This window comes from Bradyrhizobium sp. 18BD, assembly GCF_054185225.1.
This window is the reverse complement of the sequence record NZ_JAVAYL010000015.1, coordinates 205,451-222,395: the sequence shown is the minus strand read 5'-3', so window position 1 is coordinate 222,395 and position 16,945 is coordinate 205,451. Positions and strand designations below refer to the sequence as shown.

Here is a 16,945-nt window from a genome sequence, read left to right as displayed (position 1 = left end):
CGACCGAATGTGAGTTTGATCTGGCATGCAAACCAGATTGCCAAAACCGGCTCGACCCTTGGATCGCCAACCATAGGAGTAGTTCACGCCGCTCTTCCCAACCTAACGAGCCTGAAGGCGTGCTCGCCCAAGTCAAGGTCAAGCCGCTTCGCGGCGGCCCTACGGGCCGACCTTGACTAGAGCTGCGCGCGCCATCTCCACGCTTCCACGGTCGGGACGAAGAGCTGGCCTGCAATCGAACAAAGAGCTGACCATAAACCTTGACACACCAAATCCCCATGTGAGCAATCCAGACTGCTTCCGCGGAGAGACTCTGGATTGCTTCGCTTCGCTCGCAATGACGGCGGCGTGTAGCCCGCCTCACGCTACCAGCGACAGCTTCGGCAGGCTCGCCACCACCGACTGGTTGCGTCCACCGGCCTTGGCCGCATAGAGCGCCTTGTCGGCAGCGGCGACCAGCACGGTCCAGTCCATGCCGACCGAGGGAACGAGGCTGGCGATGCCGCACGACACGGTCGAGGCCGCCTGATCGTCGGACCAGCCCTGCACCTTGCCGCGGATCGCCTCGGCGACTTTGAAGGCGTCGGTGGCCGACGTGTTCGGCAGCAGCACCGCAAATTCCTCGCCGCCATAGCGGGCGGCGCAATCGCCGGCGCGGCTCACCGAATCGGAAATGCAGATGGCGATGCCGACCAGCACCTGGTCGCCGGCCTGGTGGCCGAACGTGTCGTTGTACGCCTTGAAGTGATCGGCATCGATCATGAGCAGTGCGATGGGAGCCTTCTGGCGCATCGCGCGCCGCCACTCGCTGTCGATCACGGTATCGAACTTGCGGCGGTTCTTCAGTCCGGTGAGCGCATCCGTCGTCGCCATCTCCTCGAGCTTGCTTTCGGCTTCGGCGCGCCGGCCGATCTCGCGCGCGAGCACGATCGAGGAGCCCAGCAGGAACAGCGCGAGCAGCAGCACCACGGCACCGATGCGAATGGCTTCCTTCCACCAGAGATCGAACACGGCGCTCAGGGGCTTGCCGGCGACGACGAACAGCGGTCCGCTGTCGCCGCTGCGCGCATAGAGCCGCGGCGTCGGGTCCACCGGGCCCCGGCCCGAATAGGATGCGCCGACACGCAGATTGTCGGCCTTCCAGGCCTGGCGGTCGGCGAGGTTCTTGCCGATCACGTCGAGATCGAACGGCCGCCGCATCATGATGGTGCGGTCGCGCTTGAGCACGGTGATGGTGTCTTCGGGATCGAGGTTCAGCCGCTCGAACAATTCGTGGAAATAGCTGAAGCGGATCGAGCCGGCGACGACGCCGAGGAAGCCGCCGTCGGTGTCGCTGATGCGCCGGCTCAGCACGATCGAATAGGCGCCGCGGAACAGCATCGGCCGGCTGATGTAGAGGCCCTCGCCGGGATCGTCGCGGTGAACTCTAAAATAGTCCTCGTCGGCGCGATTGTCGGCGCGCGGATCGAGCGTGGAGGCGTCGATGGTCAGCCTGCCCTCGGCATCGTAGACCTGGATGGCACCGAAATGCCGCGCCGTGGTCGCATGGTCGAACAGGATGAGGTGACGGACCGCTTTCGAGACCGTGGCGAGCTCGGGCAGCAGCATGTTGCTCGCGACCGCCTTCAGCGACAGATCGTAGATCTCGATGTTGCGGCTGATGTCGGATTCGATGGAGGTGGCGAGGTTCTCCAGCGTCTGGCGGGCCAGCGCTTCCTCGCCGCGGCGCATGTCGAGCATGACGTTGACGCAAATGGCGGAGAAGCCGATCACCGTCACGAGGGACGAGATGATCAGCAGTTTCGCCGAAATCCGCCACGGCCGGCGGCCCATGACTTCGCGCCATCCAGACAGCATCGTTTGCTCCCGACCCTGATGGATGCGCCCGAATTCTTGAGTAGTGTTTAAGCCGCGACGCCGCTGTCGCAATGAGTTAAGAAACGGTTTATCCGGCTGACGATTTCCGGCAGGCCTGATCCGGCTCTGGACGAGAGGACGATTGTGAACGACTACGATGCATTGCGCGACTATCTGATGCGGCAGAAGCAGGCGGAGTTCGTGCTGACCTTCGAGCAGATCGAGGAGATCATCGGCGCAGCCCTGCCGCGCGCGGCGAACCGGGCTTCTTGGTGGGACAGTTTGCGCAGCCCCGACATCCAGATGCCGCAGCGCGAAGCCTGCCTCGCCGCCGGGTTCGTGGCGACGCGGATGCCAGATGGGACGAGCGTGCGGTTCACGAAAAAGAAGCAGCGCAGGTGAATGCGCCCCGCATGATCCTGCGCTGGCTGCGAGGGATTGTTGGCGCAGCGCTGATCGGCTTGGGCATCCTGTTCGCATTGGCCTTCGAGGCCCGCTACTGGCGCTGGCGCGACTGCTTCAACGAGCTCGGCCGCTGCTTCGATCCGGTCTCGCAGGATGTGTATCTCGAGCAGGCGGGAATGGTTTGGGGAGGTCTCGCCGCGATCTCGTTGTTGGCGGGGGTTGGGCTCGTGATGGGTTTGCGGCGGAGGCCAGGGTAGGCCAGCTGGATGCGGTACGCCGCAAGCGCGAGAAGGGCCGGTCAGCCGACGTGCAAAACCACGCCCTTCATTGGCGATTATGGGGCCAGCGGTCGTCAGCGGCATGTGTTCGTATCAGGCATCTGGTCGTCTGCCGGTCGCAGGCGCGCACGCATATGTTCTGGCGCCCCCGAACGTCACCGGCCCCACCGGCGTAGTCAGCACACGTGCCGAGGCAATTTGCGCCTCGATCCTCGCATTGAGCGGCTGTCACCGTTGCGGCTTCGGCTGATGCGGCAAGGAACATTCCGGTGCTGATGAGGGTGATCGCGAAGAACAGGTGCCGGGTCATCCGTAACTCCCGAGAGAGACGGCGTGTGGTTCGCTCATTCCGGGAACGACGGCGGCGAGCCCAGTGACCTCGATGACGACGCCGTTCCGCATCGAATGCAGTGTGCCATCTTCCGTGGCGGTCGGGGAGGGCCCATTGATCTGGATCAAGCCCGGCATCAGCGCGCCGATGCAGCACGTGCTCGCTTCGCGGACGGACTCTCAAGCGGGGGAGAGGAAAGCGACTAGCTCGCCGCCTCCAGCCGCACTTCCGTCAGCAACCGCATCGCCGCATCCGCGTCCATCGGCTCGCCGAAGGCGAAGCCTTGCGCGTATTCGCAGCCCATCTGGTAGAGCTCGACGGCATCGGAATCGGTCTCGGCGCCTTCGGCGACCACGTCCATGCCGAGATCATGCGCGAGCGCGATGATCGACTTCAGGATCACCGGCCGCGTACCGCGGCTGGTGGTGCGCACGAACGATTGGTCGATCTTGATGGTGTCGAACGGGAAGCGCTGCAGATAGGCCAGCGAGGAATGGCCGGTGCCGAAATCGTCGAGCGACAGGCCGGTGCCGAGCTCGCGGATGCGCGTCAGCATTTGCGCCGCGTGCTCCGGATTCTCCATCACCAGCGATTCCGTCAATTCCAGCTTGAGCGTGCCGCGCGCGACCGAGGAGCGAGACAGCACGGTGCGGACGTCGTGGATCAGGTCGTGGCGCAACAGCTGCCGCGACGAGACGTTGACCGAGGCGAAGATCGGCTCGCGCGAGCGCATCGCGCGCTGCCACACCGAGAGCTGCTTGGCGGTCTGGTCGAGCACGAACATGCCGAGGTCGACGATCAGGCCGGTCTCTTCCGCGATCGAGATGAATTCCGACGGCGCCATGCGCCCGAGCTTTGGATGATCCCAGCGCGCCAGCGCCTCGAAGCCGGCGACCGAGCGGTCCTCCAGCCGCACGATCGGCTGGTACAGGATCGTGATCTCCTGCCGCTCGATGGCGCGGCGCAGCTCGCTCTCCAGCGTCAGGCGGTCGGTCTTCCGCGCGCGCATCGCCGGCTTGTAGACGTCGATGCGGTCGCCGCCGATGCGCTTGGAGTGATACATCGCGAGCTCGGCGTCCTTGATGATCTCGTCCGTGAGCTGCGTCTGCGGATCAGACAGGGCGAGACCGATCGAAGCCGTGAGGAATATCTCGCGGTCGTTGAAGGCGATCGGCGCGCGGATGGTCTTGCGGATGGTCTCGGCGAAGGCGGTGATGCGGGCCGGATCCTGTTCCGACAGCAGGATCAGGCCGAACTGGTCGCCGGCGAGCCGGGCCAGCGTGTCCTGCGGCTTCAGGATGCGGGTGAGGCGGCGGGCCAGCGTCAGCAGGATGGAATCGCCGACCGCGATGCCGACGGAATCGTTGACCTGCTTGAAGCGGTCGAGGTCGATCACCATCAGCGTCGGCCGCAGCGTCGGCATGCTCTTGGCGAAATGCGCGACCGCGCCGAGCCGGTCCATGAACAGCTTGCGGTTGGGCAGGCCGGTGAGGTTGTCATGCACGGAATCGTGCAGCAGGCGCTCCTCGGCGTTGCGCAGCTCGGTGACGTCGGTGAGCGTGCCGACCACGCGCGAGACCTCGCCGTCCGAGCCGACCACCGGGCGCGCCTTCAGCGCGAACCACATGAAGTGACCGTCGGGGGTGCGCAGGCGGAAATCCTGCACGAGGCGGCCGCGGCGCTGGTCGAGCACACTGTCGAGCGCGGCGCGGAAGCGGTCCTGATCGAGCGGGTGCAGCACTTCGAGCCAGGAGGCCGCCGGGCCTTCCAGCGTGCCGCGCTTGAGGCCGAGCAGGGCCTCGGTCTCCGGGCTGGTGAAGACCTTGTCGGCGGAGACGTCCCAGTCCCAGATCAGGTCGCCGGAACCGGCCAGCGCCAAGGCCCGGCGCTCGATGTCGGAGACGACGCCGGTGGTGGCGCCGCCGCCGGCGAAGGCGTGCTGCATCACCGTGAAGCCGATCAGCATCACGATCAGCACGAGGCCGCCGAGCAAAGCAGGGCCGACGATGTCGTTGGTGACGGAACCCGCGACCGTCATGCCTGCCGCGACCACCCAGACCACCAGCAGGAACCAGGTCGGGATCAGCAGCACCGCGCGGTCGAAGCCGTGGGTGGAGAGATAGACGATCAGCGCGAAACCGGCGAAGGCGATCAGCACCAGCGAGATGCGCGCGATGCCGGAGGCGACGGCCGGATCGAACAAAGCGAGCGCGACGAGGGAGCCGAGGAACGCCAGCCAGCCCACCGTGATGTGGGAGTAGCGCACATGCCATCGACTGAGGTTGAGATAGGCGAACAGGAACACCAGCAGCGTCGCCGCCAATATCGCTTCACCCGCCGCGCGCCAGATGCGCTCGGCGTTGTTCGACATGTCGAGCACCTTGCCCCAGAAGCCGAAATCGACGCCGATATAGACCAGCACCGCCCAGGCCAGCGCCGCAGCGGCCGGGAACATGATGCTGCCCTTGACGACGAACAGAATGGTCAGCACCAGCGCCAGCAGGCCGGAGATGCCGATCACGATGCCCTGGTACAGCGTGAACGAGTTGACTTTGTCCTTGTAGGCTTCCGGCTCCCACAGATAGAGCTGCGGCAGCTTGTCGGTGCGCAGTTCCGCGACGAAGGTGATGACGGCGCCCGGATCGAGCGTGACGCGGAACACGTCGGCGGTCGGGCTTTCCTGCCGTTCCGGCCGGTCGCCGGTGGAGGGCGTGATGGTCGCGATGCGCGAAAGACCAAGATCGGGCCAGAGCAGGCCCGAGGAGACGATGCGGTAATGCGGGGCGACGATCAGGCGGTCGAGCTGGTCGTCGGTATTGTTGGCGAGCGCGAACACGATCCAGTTCTGGCCGCCTTCGCGGGCGCGCACCTCGATGCGGCGGACGATGCCGTCGGTGCCGGGCGCGGTCGAGACCTGGATGCGGTCGGCATCGCTGCGCTGATGCTCGAGCACGCCGGTGAGATCGATCGCGGGCGCGTCACTGCGGACGCTGACGGCGTCGAGCGCGCGCGCAGGATACGCGGCGACGAGAATCATGAGGCCCAGCGCGATGGGCGCGAGGCACCTGATCAGACGCAAGGTCAGTTCTCCGCGTTCGACGCAACTCTTCGGTGGAAGACGATTTCACACCGGACAGAATTGGTTCGGTGCGTCGCGATAGATGCCACGAAAGCGAGGAAAATCAAAGGGTTTCCGGCGTCCCCCGTAGGCCGCTGGCCTAGACCTCCAACACAATTTTGCCAATATGTGCTGAGGTCTCCATGCGCCGGTGCGCGTCGGATGCCTTTTCCAGCGGGAAAGAGCTGTCCATCAGCGGTTTGACGCGGCCTTCGCGCAAAAGCGGCATCACTTTCGCTTCGATCGCGGCCACCATCGCCGCCTTGTCCGCATTACTACGGGGGCGCAGCGTCGAGCCGGTATGCGTCAGGCGCTTGACCATCACCTTGGCAATGTTGGCGGTAATCTTGGGGCCGTTGAGGGTCGCGATCTGGACGATGCGGCCGTCGACCGCGGCGGCATCGTAGTTGCGGTCGACATACTCGCCGGCGACCATGTCGAGGATCAGGTTGACGCCGACCTTGTTGGTTTCTTCCTTGATCACGGCGACGAAGTCTTCGGTCTTGTAGTTGATGGCGCGGTCGGCGCCTAATTTGAGGCAGGCATCGACCTTGTCCTGCGATCCGACGGTCACGAAAACTTTTGCGCCGAACGCCTTGGCGAGCTGGATCGCCATGGTGCCGATGCCGGAGGAGCCGCCATGGATCAGCAGCGTCTCGCCGGCCTTCAGGCCGCCGCGCTCGAACACGTTGTGCCAGACCGTCATCAGGGTCTCCGGCAGCGCGCCGGCCTCCTTGATCGACAGCGCCGGGGGCACGCTCATGGCTTGGGCGTCCTGGGCGATGCAGTACTGGGCATAGCCGCCGCCGGCCACCAGCGACATCACCTTGTCGCCGATCTTGTGCCGCTTGGCGTTGCTGCCGACGGCGACCACTTCACCGGCGATTTCGAGGCCGGGCAGGTCGCTGGCGCCGGGCGGCGGCGGATAAGCGCCGGAGCGCTGCGCGACGTCGGGCCGGTTGACGCCCGCGGCCTCGACCTTGACGAGGATCTCGTCGGGGCCGGGCTGCGGAAGGCTGCGTTGTTCCGGCACCAGCACCTCCGGTCCGCCGGGAGTTGAGATGGCGACCACGGTCATTTGCGCGGGCAGCTTGTCCATGATGTGTCCTTGAGCAAAGGTGCGGGAAGAACGAGGCCATTGCTTAGCCAGCGCGGTTCAAGCTGGCAACCGCCTCAGCCGTGTGGTGACGCGAACGCAGGAGGAACGAGGATGCCAATCGAAGACGACGACCGCCCGCGCAAGAAGATCACGCATGAAATCGGACAGGACCTCTCACTCTTGTCAGTGGAGGAACTGACCGAGCGCGTTACCCTGCTCAAGACCGAGATCGCCAGGCTCGAAGAAGCCGCCACCAAGAAGCGCGCCTCGCGCGATGCGGCGAACAGTTTCTTCAAGTCGTAGGGGACGGCACCTCACTCTCGTGTCCCGGGCGCGCCGCAGCGCGCAAGCGCTGCTGCGCAGACCCGGGACCCACGCCTCTCCAAACTCCTCAGCCAAAGAGCTAGGCCCCGGCTCAGCAGTGCAGCACTTCGTGCCGCACTGCGTCCGGGGCGCAAGAGCGGCTCGGCCTCTGGCCGACATGGCTAACGAACTCTCAAAAAATTCGTTCGTTTACGGTCGATTAAGCTTTTCACTTTATGACTGGAACTGTCCTCGTTTGGACACCGAGTGGCTCCTGTCCACTCTGTTTGACGCCTCCCTGTTATCAACTTTCAAAGCCGCCGGTCTTCCGGCGGCTCTTTTTTGGTCCAAAGCGTTTTCGAGCGAAGTGGACACCGGTTCGCGTCAAGAAAACGCGTCAAAACAAGAGTCTCTCTTCGGTTGAATTCCGAGGCATGACCCGCGGAAACCATATCCGCGCTTGTCGCTGGACTCGGCGTCTCGCCCGCGCAATGATTTGTTCATCATAAGCCGGCGCCTAAGCCGGGTGGGTAAACAGTTGCGTAAGGGGCGTTAACCATGGAACGTTTGCAGGCCGACGGCGCTCTCGTTCAACTCAGCGAGCGGTTCACCAATTCTGCGGCGTTCGGCACGCTGTTCCGCGAGGGCATGGACCTCGTCGAAGAAACCGCCGCCTATCTCGACGGCGCCGGCCGCACCGAGGCCAAGGCGCTCGATCGCGCCGTCAGCCTCACCTACGCGACCGAAAGCATGCGCCTCACCACGCGCCTGATGCAACTCGCCTCCTGGCTGCTGCTGCACCGCGCGGTGAAGGAAGGCGAGATGACGCTGGTCCAGGCCAACCGCGAGAAGACCAAGGTCAAGCTCAGCGCCGCCGATCCCGGCCCCTCCGACACCATCGACAAGCTTCCGACGCAGCTCCAGGACCTGATCCACCGCTCGATGAGCCTGCAGGCCCGCGTCCGCCGCCTCGACACCTCGATCCACACCCCGCCGGCCGAGCACGTCGCCATCGGCAACCCGCTGGTGCCGCACCTCAACGCGCTCAAGGCCGCGTTCGAGCGGTAAGGCCTATCAACAATCTCGGTCGTCATTCCGGGACGCGCCTCTTGGCGCGGGCCCGGAATCCATACTCCCGATCGTGGTTATGGATTCTCCGATGCGCAATTGCGCATCGTAGCTCGCGACTTCGCCGCGCCCCGGAATGACGGCCCTCCCAAACCAACACACCGTCACCCTGAGGCGCCCGCGCAGCGGGCCTCGAAGGGCGACGGCCCGGGCAGCATCTCGGCCGCTCATCCTTCGAGGCTCCCGGCGCAATGCTTCGCATCGCGCCACTCGCGCCTCAGGATGACGGGTCCGGTCGCGGCGCGGCCGTAACGACGGCCCCCAAAACAAAAACGCCCCCGGTGCTCCGGGGGCGTTTTTCGTCTCCAGCCATGCGGCCGGATCAATCCTTTTTGAGAAAGCCCGAAAACTTCTTCTGGAAGCGCGAGACGCGGCCGCCGCGATCCATCAGCTGGGCGTTTCCGCCGGTCCAGGCCGGGTGCGACTTCGGGTCGATGTCGAGGTTCAGCGTGTCGCCTTCCTTGCCCCAGGTGGAGCGGGTCAGGTACTCGGTTCCGTCGGTCATGACGACCTTAATCGTATGATAATCCGGATGAATTTCGGCTTTCATGGCAATTCCTAGGGCGCCCGGCGCCTTGCTTGAGTGACTATCGAATGACGGATTTGGCCGGGTCTATACCCCACGGGAGCCCCTAAAACAAGCCATTGTGGGCACTTGAGAACCTGGCCGTCCCCTAAGGGACATCCCGGATTTGCCTCGCCCCCAGCCGCGGCCTATGTGGAGTTAATTCTGTCTTCCTGGGTCCGATCTCATGAGCGCTGTGGAACGGCTTGACGACCAGTATCGCGACGCGCGCGACAGCGCGCCGGCGGAAGCCCCGTCCATCGAAGCCGAGCTGGTCGAGCAGCCCGCCAAGGGCCGCGCCAAGCTGCGGCCGCTGCTCGCGCTCGCGCCCTATGTGAACCGTTACCGCGGCCGGGCCGCGCTCGCCTTCGTGGCGCTGACGGTCGCTGCGCTGACCACGCTGCTGGTGCCGGTCGCGGTACGCCGGATGATCGATTTCGGCCTGACGCCGGAAGGCATCGCGCTGATCAACAGCTACTTCTCGGTGATGATCGCGGTCGTCGCCGTGCTCGCACTGGCGAGCGCCGCGCGCTACTACCTCGTGATGACGATCGGCGAGCGCATCGTCGCTGATCTCCGCCGCGACGTCTTCGCCCATCTGCTCTCGCTCTCGCCCGCCTTCTTCGATTCCGCCCGCAGCGGCGAACTGGTGTCGCGCCTCACCGCCGACACCACGCAGATCAAATCCGCGGTCGGCGCTTCCGTCTCGATCGCGCTGCGCAATCTGATGATGTTTTTCGGCGCGGCCGCGATGATGGTGATCACCAGCCCGCGGCTATCAGGCTTCGTTCTGCTCGCCATTCCTCTGATCGTGCTGCCGCTGGTCGCCTTCGGGCGCTGGGTGCGGCGGCTCTCGCGCAATGCGCAGGACACGCTGGCCGAAGCCTCCGCCTATGCGGGCGAGCTGGTCGGCGCGATCCGCACCGTGCAGGCCTATACCAGCGAAGGACTGGCTGCGAAGCGTTTCGGCGGCGAGGTCGAGCAGGCCTATGAGGCCGCGCGCACCTCGACCCAGGCCCGCGCGGTGCTCACCGCCATCGTCATCTTCATCGTGTTCGCAAGCGTGGTCGGGATCCTCTGGATCGGCTCGCATGACGTCTTGATCGGCACGATCTCGCCCGGTCGCCTCGGCCAGTTCGTGCTCTATGCAGCATTTGCCGCGGCGGGCCTCGGCCAGCTCAGCGAGGTCTGGGGCGAGGTGTCGGCGGCGTCAGGCGCGGCCGAGCGCCTGTTCGAGATCCTGCATGTGAAGCCCGAGATCGCCGCGCCTGCATCGCCGCGCGCGCTGCCGGTGCCGGCGCGCGGCGAGGTCGGCTTCGATCACGTCAGCTTCGCCTATCCCGCGCGGCCCGACGTCAACGTGCTCGATACCGTGTCGTTCACCGTGCGTCCCGGCGAGAAGGTCGCGATCGTCGGTCCCTCCGGCGCGGGCAAGAGCACGATCTTCCATCTGCTGCTGCGCTTCTACGATCCCCGCAATGGCGCGCTCTCGCTCGACGGCGTGCCGGTCAAGTCGGCCGATCCGCGCGACTTCCGTTCGCGCATCGCGCTGGTGCCGCAGGAATCCAACGTGTTCGCCGCGAGCGCCCGCGAGAACATCCGCTTCGGCCGCCCCGATGCGACCGACGCCGAGGTCGAGCGCGCCGCCGAGCTCGCGCACGCCGCCGAATTCATTCGCCGCCTGCCCGAAGGTTATGAGACCCCGCTCGGCGAGCGTGGCGTGACCCTGTCCGGCGGCCAGCGCCAGCGCATCGCCATCGCCCGCGCCATCCTGCGCGATGCGCCGCTGCTGCTGCTCGATGAAGCCACCTCCGCGCTCGATGCCGAAAGCGAGACCTTGGTGCAGACCGCGCTCGAAGAGCTGATGCGCCACCGCACCACGCTCGTCATTGCGCACCGCCTCGCCACCGTCCTCTCCTGCGACCGCATCCTGGTGATGGACCAGGGCAAGATCGTCGAGCAGGGGACGCATGCCGAGCTCGTCGCCGCGAACGGTCTCTATGCGAGGCTCGCGAGGCTGCAGTTCGAGGGGGCGTGAGGTTCTCACCTCACTGACCGTGTCATCGCCCGCGCAACCAGGGCATGACAGCGAGTGTGTTGCGAGCGCGTCCCACAATCTCGTCATTGCGAGCGTAGCGAAGCAATCCAGACTGTCTCTGCGGAAGGATTCTGGATTGCTTCGTCGCAAGAGCTCCTCGCAATGACGTGAGGAAACAGCTTTGCGCCTCACCGTCTTTTGGGCGCGCTGATCTCACTTGCACTTCGGCGAGCCCATCGGCACGTTCGGCCACGGCCAGTTCTTCCATTGGCCGTCCTCGCCGATGCAGGCCGATGGCGCTGGGCTGTTTGTCGAGGCTGGGGTGTTCGTTGAAGCAGGAGGGCTCGTCGGCGCGGGGCTGCCCGCCGGAGCAGGCTCGCTCGCGGCCTTGAGCTGCGCGGCGAAGCGCTGGTCGACATAACTCGTCGACACAACTCCGGCGACGATGACGCCGAGCAGGACCGTAGACCCCTTGGCGAGGTCAGCCAGCTTCATCGATCGTCTCCGTTGCTTTGCCATCGCCGCCACGACTAAAGCGCGATGAGATTAGGATAGATCGTCATCGCGCTTTAGGTTGTTGTTTGAGCATGATCTTTTCGGAAAACCGCTGCGCACTTTTCCGGATCATGCTTTAGCAGACGTGGCTGGCGCCCTTAAGTGACAGGCGTCACGCCCGCCACATCATCTTCAGCACCGGCCGGCCCGAGGTCGGGTTCACGTCGTCGCCGGCATGGGCAAAACCGTTGCGCTCGTAGAAGCGGATGGCGCGGGCATTGTCCCTGTTGACGAGCAGCGTGACGCCTGACGGCGACAGTCGCTTGGCTTCATCGACCAGCAGCCGCGCCGCATCCGAGCCCCAGTGATCGGGATCGACCACGAGCTGGTCGAGATAGCCCTCGCCGTCGATGGTGACGAAGCCGGTGAGGGCGCCGTCCTGTTCGGCGACGACGATCGAGGCCTTCGGCACCAGATCCCTGCGCCAGCGCTCGCGCCACCAGTCCAGCCGCGCGGCGAAGTCGATCTGCGGATAGGCCTGCTGCCAGGTGCGATGCCAGAGGTCGATCGAGGCCGCCTCGTCCTCGGGCCGGTAGGGGCGGAGGTGGATGGCGCCGCTCACTACCGCTCCGTCAGCTTCAGCTCGATGCGGCGATTGCGCTTGTAGGCCTCTTCCGTGTTGGCGGTGTCGAGCGGCTGGAATTCGCCGAAGCCGGCGGCAACCAGGCGCTGGGCGGGCACGCCGAGCGAGATCAGGTACTGCACGACCGAGATCGAGCGCGCCGCGGACAGGTCCCAATTCGACTTGAAATTCGCGCCGCTCACCGGGCGCACGTCGGTATGGCCGTCGACGCGCAGTACCCAGGGAATTTCGGCGGGGATCTTCTTGTCGAGATCGATCAGCGCGGTCGCGAGCGTGTCGAGCTCGGCGCGGCCCTCGGGCAGCAGCGTCGCTTGTCCGGTGTCGAAGAACACTTCGGACTGGAACACGAAGCGGTCGCCGACGATGCGGATGTCGGGGCGGTTGCCGAGGATGGCGCGCAGGCGGCCGAAGAACTCGGAGCGGTAGCGCGACAATTCCTGCACGCGCTGCGCCAAAGCGACGTTCAAACGCGAGCCGAGATCGGCGATGCGGTTCTGCGATTCCTTGTCGCGCTTCTCGGAGGCGTCTAACGCTTCTTCGAGCGCGGCCAGTTGCCGGCGCAGTGCACTGATCTGCTGGTTCAGCACCTCGATCTGCGCCAGCGCCCGCGCCGAGACCGCCTTCTCCGAATCGAGTGCCTTGCCGAGCTCGGAGGTCTTGCCCTGCGCGTCGTTGCCGGCGGCGGCGAGGCCCTCATAGAGGCCCTTGATGCGATCGCGCTCGGTCTCAGCCGAGGCAAGACCAGCCCTGAGCTGCGAGACCTGGTCGTCGAGCGTGAGCTTGCCGAGCTTCTCCAGCGAGAGCAGCTCGTTGAGCTGGGCGATCTTGGCGTTGAGCTGCTCCAGCGCCTTGTCCTTGCCGGTGACCTCCTGCGACAGGAAGAACTGCACGACCAGGAAGACCGACAACAGGAACACGATCGACAGCACCAGCGTCGACAGCGCGTCGACGAAGCCCGGCCAGTAGTTAAAGGCGCCTTCGCTGCGGCGGCCGCGCGCTAGAGCCATGTGCTATCCCTTCTCGGGTTGCCGCGCGATCCGTTCCAAGAGGCGCCGGATCTCGCGGTTCTGCTCGCCCTGGCCGTCGGCCCATTCGCGGATCATCTGCTGCTCGGTGCGCATGTGCGAGACCAGCGCCTGGATGGCTTCGGCGAGGCTTGCCATCGCTGCGGTGGTGCCGCGGCTGGCACTGCCTTCCTCGAGCACCGAGCGCAGCCGCTCGACTGCTGCCTGGAGCTCGCCGCTGGCCACGCTGCTGCCGCCGCCGGCTGCGACCGCGACCTCGCCATGTCCGTATTCGCGCACGGTGGTGGCGAGCCAGTCTTCGAGGTCGGTGTAGAAGCGGTTCTGGGCCTGGCTCGATTGCAGATCGAGGAAGCCGAGGATCAGCGAGCCCGCGAGGCCGAACAGCGAGCTCGAGAACGAAATGCCCATGCCGCCGAGCGGGGCGGCGAGGCCTTCCTTCAGCGTGTCGAACAGCGCGCCGGAATCGCCGCCGACCTTGAGTCCGTCGATCACCTTGCCGACCGAGCCGACCGTCTCGATCAGGCCCCAGAAGGTGCCGAGCAGGCCGAGGAAGACGAGCAGGCCGGTCATGTAGCGGGAGATGTCGCGGGCTTCATCGAGGCGGGTCGCGATCGAATCGAGCAGATGCCGCATCGTTGTCTGGGTGATCGACATCCGCCCGGTGCGCTCGCCGCCCAGGATCATCGCCATCGGCGCCAGCAGTTTGGGGTGCCGAGCCGGCGCCAGGCCGGGATCGGCGATGCGGAAATTGTTGACCCAGGACACTTCCGGGTAGAGCCGGATGACCTGGCGGAAGGCCAGCACGATGCCGATGAACAGCACCGCCCCGATCAGGGCGTTGAGGCCCGGATTGGCGAAGAAGGCCTGGATGATCTGCTTGTAGAGTACCACGCCGACCAGGGTGCACAGCACCAGGAAGACCAGCATCCGCACCAGGAAGACGCTGGGTGAGGAGAGTTTCGTGTACTCGATATCGATGGAAGAGCGGGGCGGGGCGCCAGGCGGCATGGCCGGTATCATCCGTTACGAACTTGCTTGCAGTGCGCACTATGGCACAGCGCCAGCCCAAAAAAAGCGCCGGGTGAGCCGATTTCGTGGACAGCTCCCGGAACCCAAAGCCCGGACCGCGCTTTGATAGCGACGTGTGCCGCAAAACGTCGGCATTCCACGGGTTTAGGTCGTCATTCGCCCCTGCCGCCTAGAGACGGAGTGGTCGCATGAGCTTCGTGTCCACGATCATCGGCACCGCCGATCGCGTGCCGCTGCCTGACGTCGTGATCCGCGCCGCGATCCAGCGCCTCTGCTCCCGAACCGCAGGCCGACTCGCTGCGCTGGGGGCGGCCGACGATGCCGCCTTCGCCGGGCGGATGATGTTGCGGCCGATTGCCGGGGAGGCGGATGACGGGCATCACGAGATGCCCGCTTCGTTCTTCGCGCAGGTGCTCGGCCCCAACCTCAAATACTCGTCCTGCTTCTACAAAACCGATGCGACCACCCTGCAGGAGGCGGAGGAGGAGGCGCTGCGCCAGTCGGTCGAGCATGCCGGCATCGCCGACGGCCAGACCGTCCTCGAGCTGGGCTGCGGCTGGGGCTCGCTGTCGCTGTCGATGGCGCGGCAGTTTCCGCATGCGAAGATCACGGCGGTGTCGAACTCGCAGGCCCAGCGCGCCTATGTCGAGGCGCAGGCGCAGCAGCGTGGGTTGTTGAACTTGCGCGTGATCACAGCGGACATGAACGTGTTCGCGCCCGAGGGCCAGCTCGACCGTATCGTCTCGATCGAGACGTTCGAGCAGATCATGAACTGGCGCAAGCTGATGACGCGCGTGCGGTCATGGCTGGCGCCGGAGGGGCGCTTCTTCATGCACATCGTCACCCATCGCTCCGGCTCGCATCTGTGCGACCAGACCGATCGCGAGGACTGGATCGCGCAGCGCATCTTCACCGAAGGGCTGATGCCGAGCCATCACCTCATCAGGCAGTTCGGCGACATCTTCGCGATCGAGAAGGAATGGTGCTGGAGCGGCACGCATTATCAGCGCACCGCCAACGACTGGCTCGCCAGGTTCGATGCGCATCGTGGCGCGGTCGAAGCCGCCTTGCGCCAGGTCTATGGCGAGGAGACCGCGATGTGGATGCGACGCTGGCGCCGGTTCCTGCTCGCGACATCCGGCCTGTTCGGCTACGCCGATGGAACCGAATGGGGCGTCAGCCGCTACCGGATGAAGGCTGCCGAGTGATTGCGATGTTCGGTGGCAGCTCGCGCTGTTGGAACCGGACTCACAATCGAGTGAGCCCCAAAAAGCCTCCGGAACTCAGCACGATAGGCCGTGTGACATTGAGCCGCCCGCGCCATCCGTTGCGTCGCAGCAAGACCATTCTATTTTGACGGCATCAGCCGCGCGGAATCGCCCAGAACGGGCTTCGCGTCGCGTGACCAGTTTCAACAATATCGGGGCACTTAATTTCATGTCAGGACTTCGCGCGCGATCGGCATGCGTTGCAATGATGCTCGCGGCCCTTGCGCCGCTGCTCGCGGGTTGCGACGAATCGAGCTCGGCCGTCTCTGCTGCTCCGCCCACCGATCCTGATGTCAGCGTTATCGTCGTGAAGCCCCAACCGCGCGCCGTGGTGCGCGAGCTGCCGGGCCGCATCGCGCCGACCCGCGTCTCCGACGTGCGGCCGCGCATCTCCGGCATCGTGGTCGAGCGCCTGTTCCGCCAGGGCAGCGAGGTGAAGGCCGGCGATCCGCTCTATCGTATCGATCCGCGCCCGTTCGAGGTCGAGGTGATGGCCAACGAGGCCGCGCTCGCCAAGGCCGAGGCCGCGCTGATGCAGGCCAAGCAGCAGGCGCATCGTATCGCCACGCTGACCAGCCAGCGTGCCGCGCCCGAAGCCGAGAACGAGAAGGCCGTTGCGGCCGAGCGTCAGGCTCACGCCGAGGTCGAGGGCCGCAAGGCCGAGCTCGCCCGCGCAAAGCTCAATCTCGACTACGCCACCGTGCGCGCGCCGATCGACGGCACCGTCGGTGCGGCGCTCGTCAGCGAGGGCGCGCTCGCCGTGCAGAACGAGACCAATCTCGCCACCATTCAGCAGCTCGATCCTATTTATGCCGACTTCACCCAGTCGGTGACCGAGCTCAACCAGCTGCGCCGCGCCTTCGAGAGCGGCGACCTCGAGCGCATCGCGGCCGATGCGGCCAAGGTGCACCTCGTGCTCGACGACAACACCCTCTACTCGCTCGAGGGCAAGCTGCTGTTCTCCGATGCCAAGGTCGATGCCCATACCGGCCAGGTGACGCTGCGCGGTGAGTTCCGCAATCCCAAGCGCGAGCTGCTGCCGGGCATGTATGTCCGCGTCCGCATCGACCAGGGTCTCGATAGCGACGCCATCGCCGTGCCGCAGCAGGCGATCCAGCGCAATGGCGGCGGCGGCAGCGAGGTGTTCGTGGTCAAGGACGACAACCACATCGCGGTGCAGCCCGTGCGCACCGGCTCGGTACAGGACGGCGTCTGGTTCGTCACCGAGGGTCTGAAGGCCGGCGACAAGGTCGTGGTCGAAGGCTTCCAGAAATTCGCCGCCGGCGACAAGGTCAAGCCGCAATCCTGGTCGGAAGCGGATGCGACCGCGGACAACCGGCACGCCCAGCAGGTCACGCGGTAA

Annotated in this window: 15 protein-coding genes; 7 read left to right on the top strand and 8 right to left on the bottom strand. The window is 65.5% G+C overall.

Annotation, left to right across the window (positions count from 1 at the left end):
• Nucleotides 1-360: 360 nt before the first annotated feature.
• On the bottom strand, nt 361-1,857 hold the full coding sequence (locus tag RAD16_RS26330; RefSeq protein ID WP_458160742.1) for a sensor domain-containing diguanylate cyclase: 1,497 nt from the start codon (nt 1,855-1,857) through the stop codon (nt 361-363).
• Between the two features lie 144 nt (nt 1,858-2,001).
• Between RAD16_RS26330 and RAD16_RS26325 the strand changes: the two genes are divergently transcribed.
• Together RAD16_RS26325 and RAD16_RS26320 are read left to right on the top strand one after the other, a co-directional pair.
• Nucleotides 2,002-2,259, top strand: a complete 258-nt coding sequence (locus tag RAD16_RS26325) for a DUF7662 domain-containing protein (RefSeq protein ID WP_458160741.1) — start codon at nt 2,002-2,004, stop codon at nt 2,257-2,259.
• An 11-nt stretch (nt 2,260-2,270) separates the two neighbouring features.
• Nucleotides 2,271-2,519 (top strand): hypothetical protein, encoded by a 249-nt coding sequence (locus RAD16_RS26320; protein ID WP_458160740.1) that lies wholly within the window; start codon nt 2,271-2,273, stop codon nt 2,517-2,519.
• 554 nt (nt 2,520-3,073) lie between these two features.
• Here RAD16_RS26320 and RAD16_RS26315 read toward each other — a convergent pair.
• Complete coding sequence (locus RAD16_RS26315; protein ID WP_458160739.1) at nt 3,074-5,950, bottom strand: EAL domain-containing protein; 2,877 nt, start codon at nt 5,948-5,950, stop codon at nt 3,074-3,076.
• A 139-nt stretch (nt 5,951-6,089) separates the two neighbouring features.
• Complete coding sequence (locus RAD16_RS26310; protein ID WP_458160738.1) at nt 6,090-7,088, bottom strand: NAD(P)H-quinone oxidoreductase; 999 nt, start codon at nt 7,086-7,088, stop codon at nt 6,090-6,092.
• Between the two features lie 111 nt (nt 7,089-7,199).
• Here RAD16_RS26310 and RAD16_RS26305 point away from each other — a divergent pair, with 111 nt between their 5' ends.
• On the top strand, nt 7,200-7,391 hold the full coding sequence (locus tag RAD16_RS26305) for a DUF1192 domain-containing protein (protein WP_326901065.1): 192 nt from the start codon (nt 7,200-7,202) through the stop codon (nt 7,389-7,391).
• A gap of 558 nt (nt 7,392-7,949) precedes the next feature.
• A complete protein-coding gene (gene rcdA, locus RAD16_RS26300; protein ID WP_458160737.1) occupies nt 7,950-8,459 on the top strand; it encodes a protease adaptor protein RcdA in 510 nt (169 codons plus the stop codon).
• A 382-nt stretch (nt 8,460-8,841) separates the two neighbouring features.
• On the opposite strand, the gene rpmE is transcribed toward rcdA, so the two are convergent.
• Nucleotides 8,842-9,069, bottom strand: coding sequence for a 50S ribosomal protein L31 (gene rpmE, locus RAD16_RS26295; protein ID WP_027530154.1), 228 nt, complete (start codon nt 9,067-9,069; stop codon nt 8,842-8,844).
• Nucleotides 9,070-9,271: 202 nt separating this feature from the next.
• Here rpmE and RAD16_RS26290 point away from each other — a divergent pair, with 202 nt between their 5' ends.
• Nucleotides 9,272-11,122 carry an ABC transporter ATP-binding protein/permease gene (locus RAD16_RS26290; RefSeq protein WP_458160736.1) on the top strand — a complete coding sequence of 617 codons (1,851 nt, stop codon included), beginning with the start codon at nt 9,272-9,274 and terminating at the stop codon, nt 11,120-11,122.
• 213 nt (nt 11,123-11,335) lie between these two features.
• Here the strand turns inward: RAD16_RS26290 and RAD16_RS26285 are convergent, their stop codons facing one another.
• The 4 genes from RAD16_RS26285 to RAD16_RS26270 form a co-directional block, all read right to left on the bottom strand.
• Nucleotides 11,336-11,617: a hypothetical protein gene (locus RAD16_RS26285; RefSeq protein WP_458160735.1), complete on the bottom strand. Its 282-nt coding sequence runs from the start codon at nt 11,615-11,617 to the stop codon at nt 11,336-11,338.
• Between the two features lie 172 nt (nt 11,618-11,789).
• Entirely contained in the window at nt 11,790-12,239 is a 450-nt protein-coding gene (locus RAD16_RS26280) for a GNAT family N-acetyltransferase (RefSeq protein WP_458160734.1), read from the bottom strand.
• Nucleotides 12,239-13,267, bottom strand: coding sequence for a peptidoglycan -binding protein (locus tag RAD16_RS26275; protein WP_458160733.1), 1,029 nt, complete (start codon nt 13,265-13,267; stop codon nt 12,239-12,241). The genes RAD16_RS26280 and RAD16_RS26275 overlap by 1 nt, the downstream gene beginning before the upstream one ends.
• Before the next feature lie 3 nt (nt 13,268-13,270).
• Nucleotides 13,271-14,293, bottom strand: coding sequence for a flagellar motor protein MotA (locus tag RAD16_RS26270; protein ID WP_458160732.1), 1,023 nt, complete (start codon nt 14,291-14,293; stop codon nt 13,271-13,273).
• A gap of 209 nt (nt 14,294-14,502) precedes the next feature.
• Here RAD16_RS26270 and RAD16_RS26265 point away from each other — a divergent pair, with 209 nt between their 5' ends.
• Entirely contained in the window at nt 14,503-15,522 is a 1,020-nt protein-coding gene (locus RAD16_RS26265; protein ID WP_458160731.1) for an SAM-dependent methyltransferase, read from the top strand.
• A 229-nt stretch (nt 15,523-15,751) separates the two neighbouring features.
• Nucleotides 15,752-16,945 carry an efflux RND transporter periplasmic adaptor subunit gene (locus RAD16_RS26260; RefSeq protein WP_458160730.1) on the top strand — a complete coding sequence of 398 codons (1,194 nt, stop codon included), beginning with the start codon at nt 15,752-15,754 and terminating at the stop codon, nt 16,943-16,945.

Excerpts from the sequence above, each read along its gene's own strand:
- rpmE (WP_027530154.1), bottom strand. The coding sequence starts at position 9,069 with ATGAAAGCCGAAATTCATCCGGATTATCATACGATTAAGGTCGTCATG.
- RAD16_RS26260 (WP_458160730.1), top strand. The coding sequence starts at position 15,752 with ATGTCAGGACTTCGCGCGCGATCGGCATGCGTTGCAATGATGCTCGCG.
- RAD16_RS26330 (WP_458160742.1), bottom strand. The coding sequence starts at position 1,857 with ATGCTGTCTGGATGGCGCGAAGTCATGGGCCGCCGGCCGTGGCGGATT.
- RAD16_RS26270 (WP_458160732.1), bottom strand. The coding sequence starts at position 14,293 with ATGCCGCCTGGCGCCCCGCCCCGCTCTTCCATCGATATCGAGTACACG.
- RAD16_RS26275 (WP_458160733.1), bottom strand. The coding sequence starts at position 13,267 with ATGGCTCTAGCGCGCGGCCGCCGCAGCGAAGGCGCCTTTAACTACTGG.
- RAD16_RS26265 (WP_458160731.1), top strand. The coding sequence starts at position 14,503 with ATGAGCTTCGTGTCCACGATCATCGGCACCGCCGATCGCGTGCCGCTG.
- RAD16_RS26305 (WP_326901065.1), top strand. The coding sequence starts at position 7,200 with ATGCCAATCGAAGACGACGACCGCCCGCGCAAGAAGATCACGCATGAA.
- RAD16_RS26285 (WP_458160735.1), bottom strand. The coding sequence starts at position 11,617 with ATGAAGCTGGCTGACCTCGCCAAGGGGTCTACGGTCCTGCTCGGCGTC.
- rcdA (WP_458160737.1), top strand. The coding sequence starts at position 7,950 with ATGGAACGTTTGCAGGCCGACGGCGCTCTCGTTCAACTCAGCGAGCGG.
- RAD16_RS26310 (WP_458160738.1), bottom strand. The coding sequence starts at position 7,088 with ATGGACAAGCTGCCCGCGCAAATGACCGTGGTCGCCATCTCAACTCCC.
- RAD16_RS26290 (WP_458160736.1), top strand. The coding sequence starts at position 9,272 with ATGAGCGCTGTGGAACGGCTTGACGACCAGTATCGCGACGCGCGCGAC.
- RAD16_RS26320 (WP_458160740.1), top strand. The coding sequence starts at position 2,271 with ATGATCCTGCGCTGGCTGCGAGGGATTGTTGGCGCAGCGCTGATCGGC.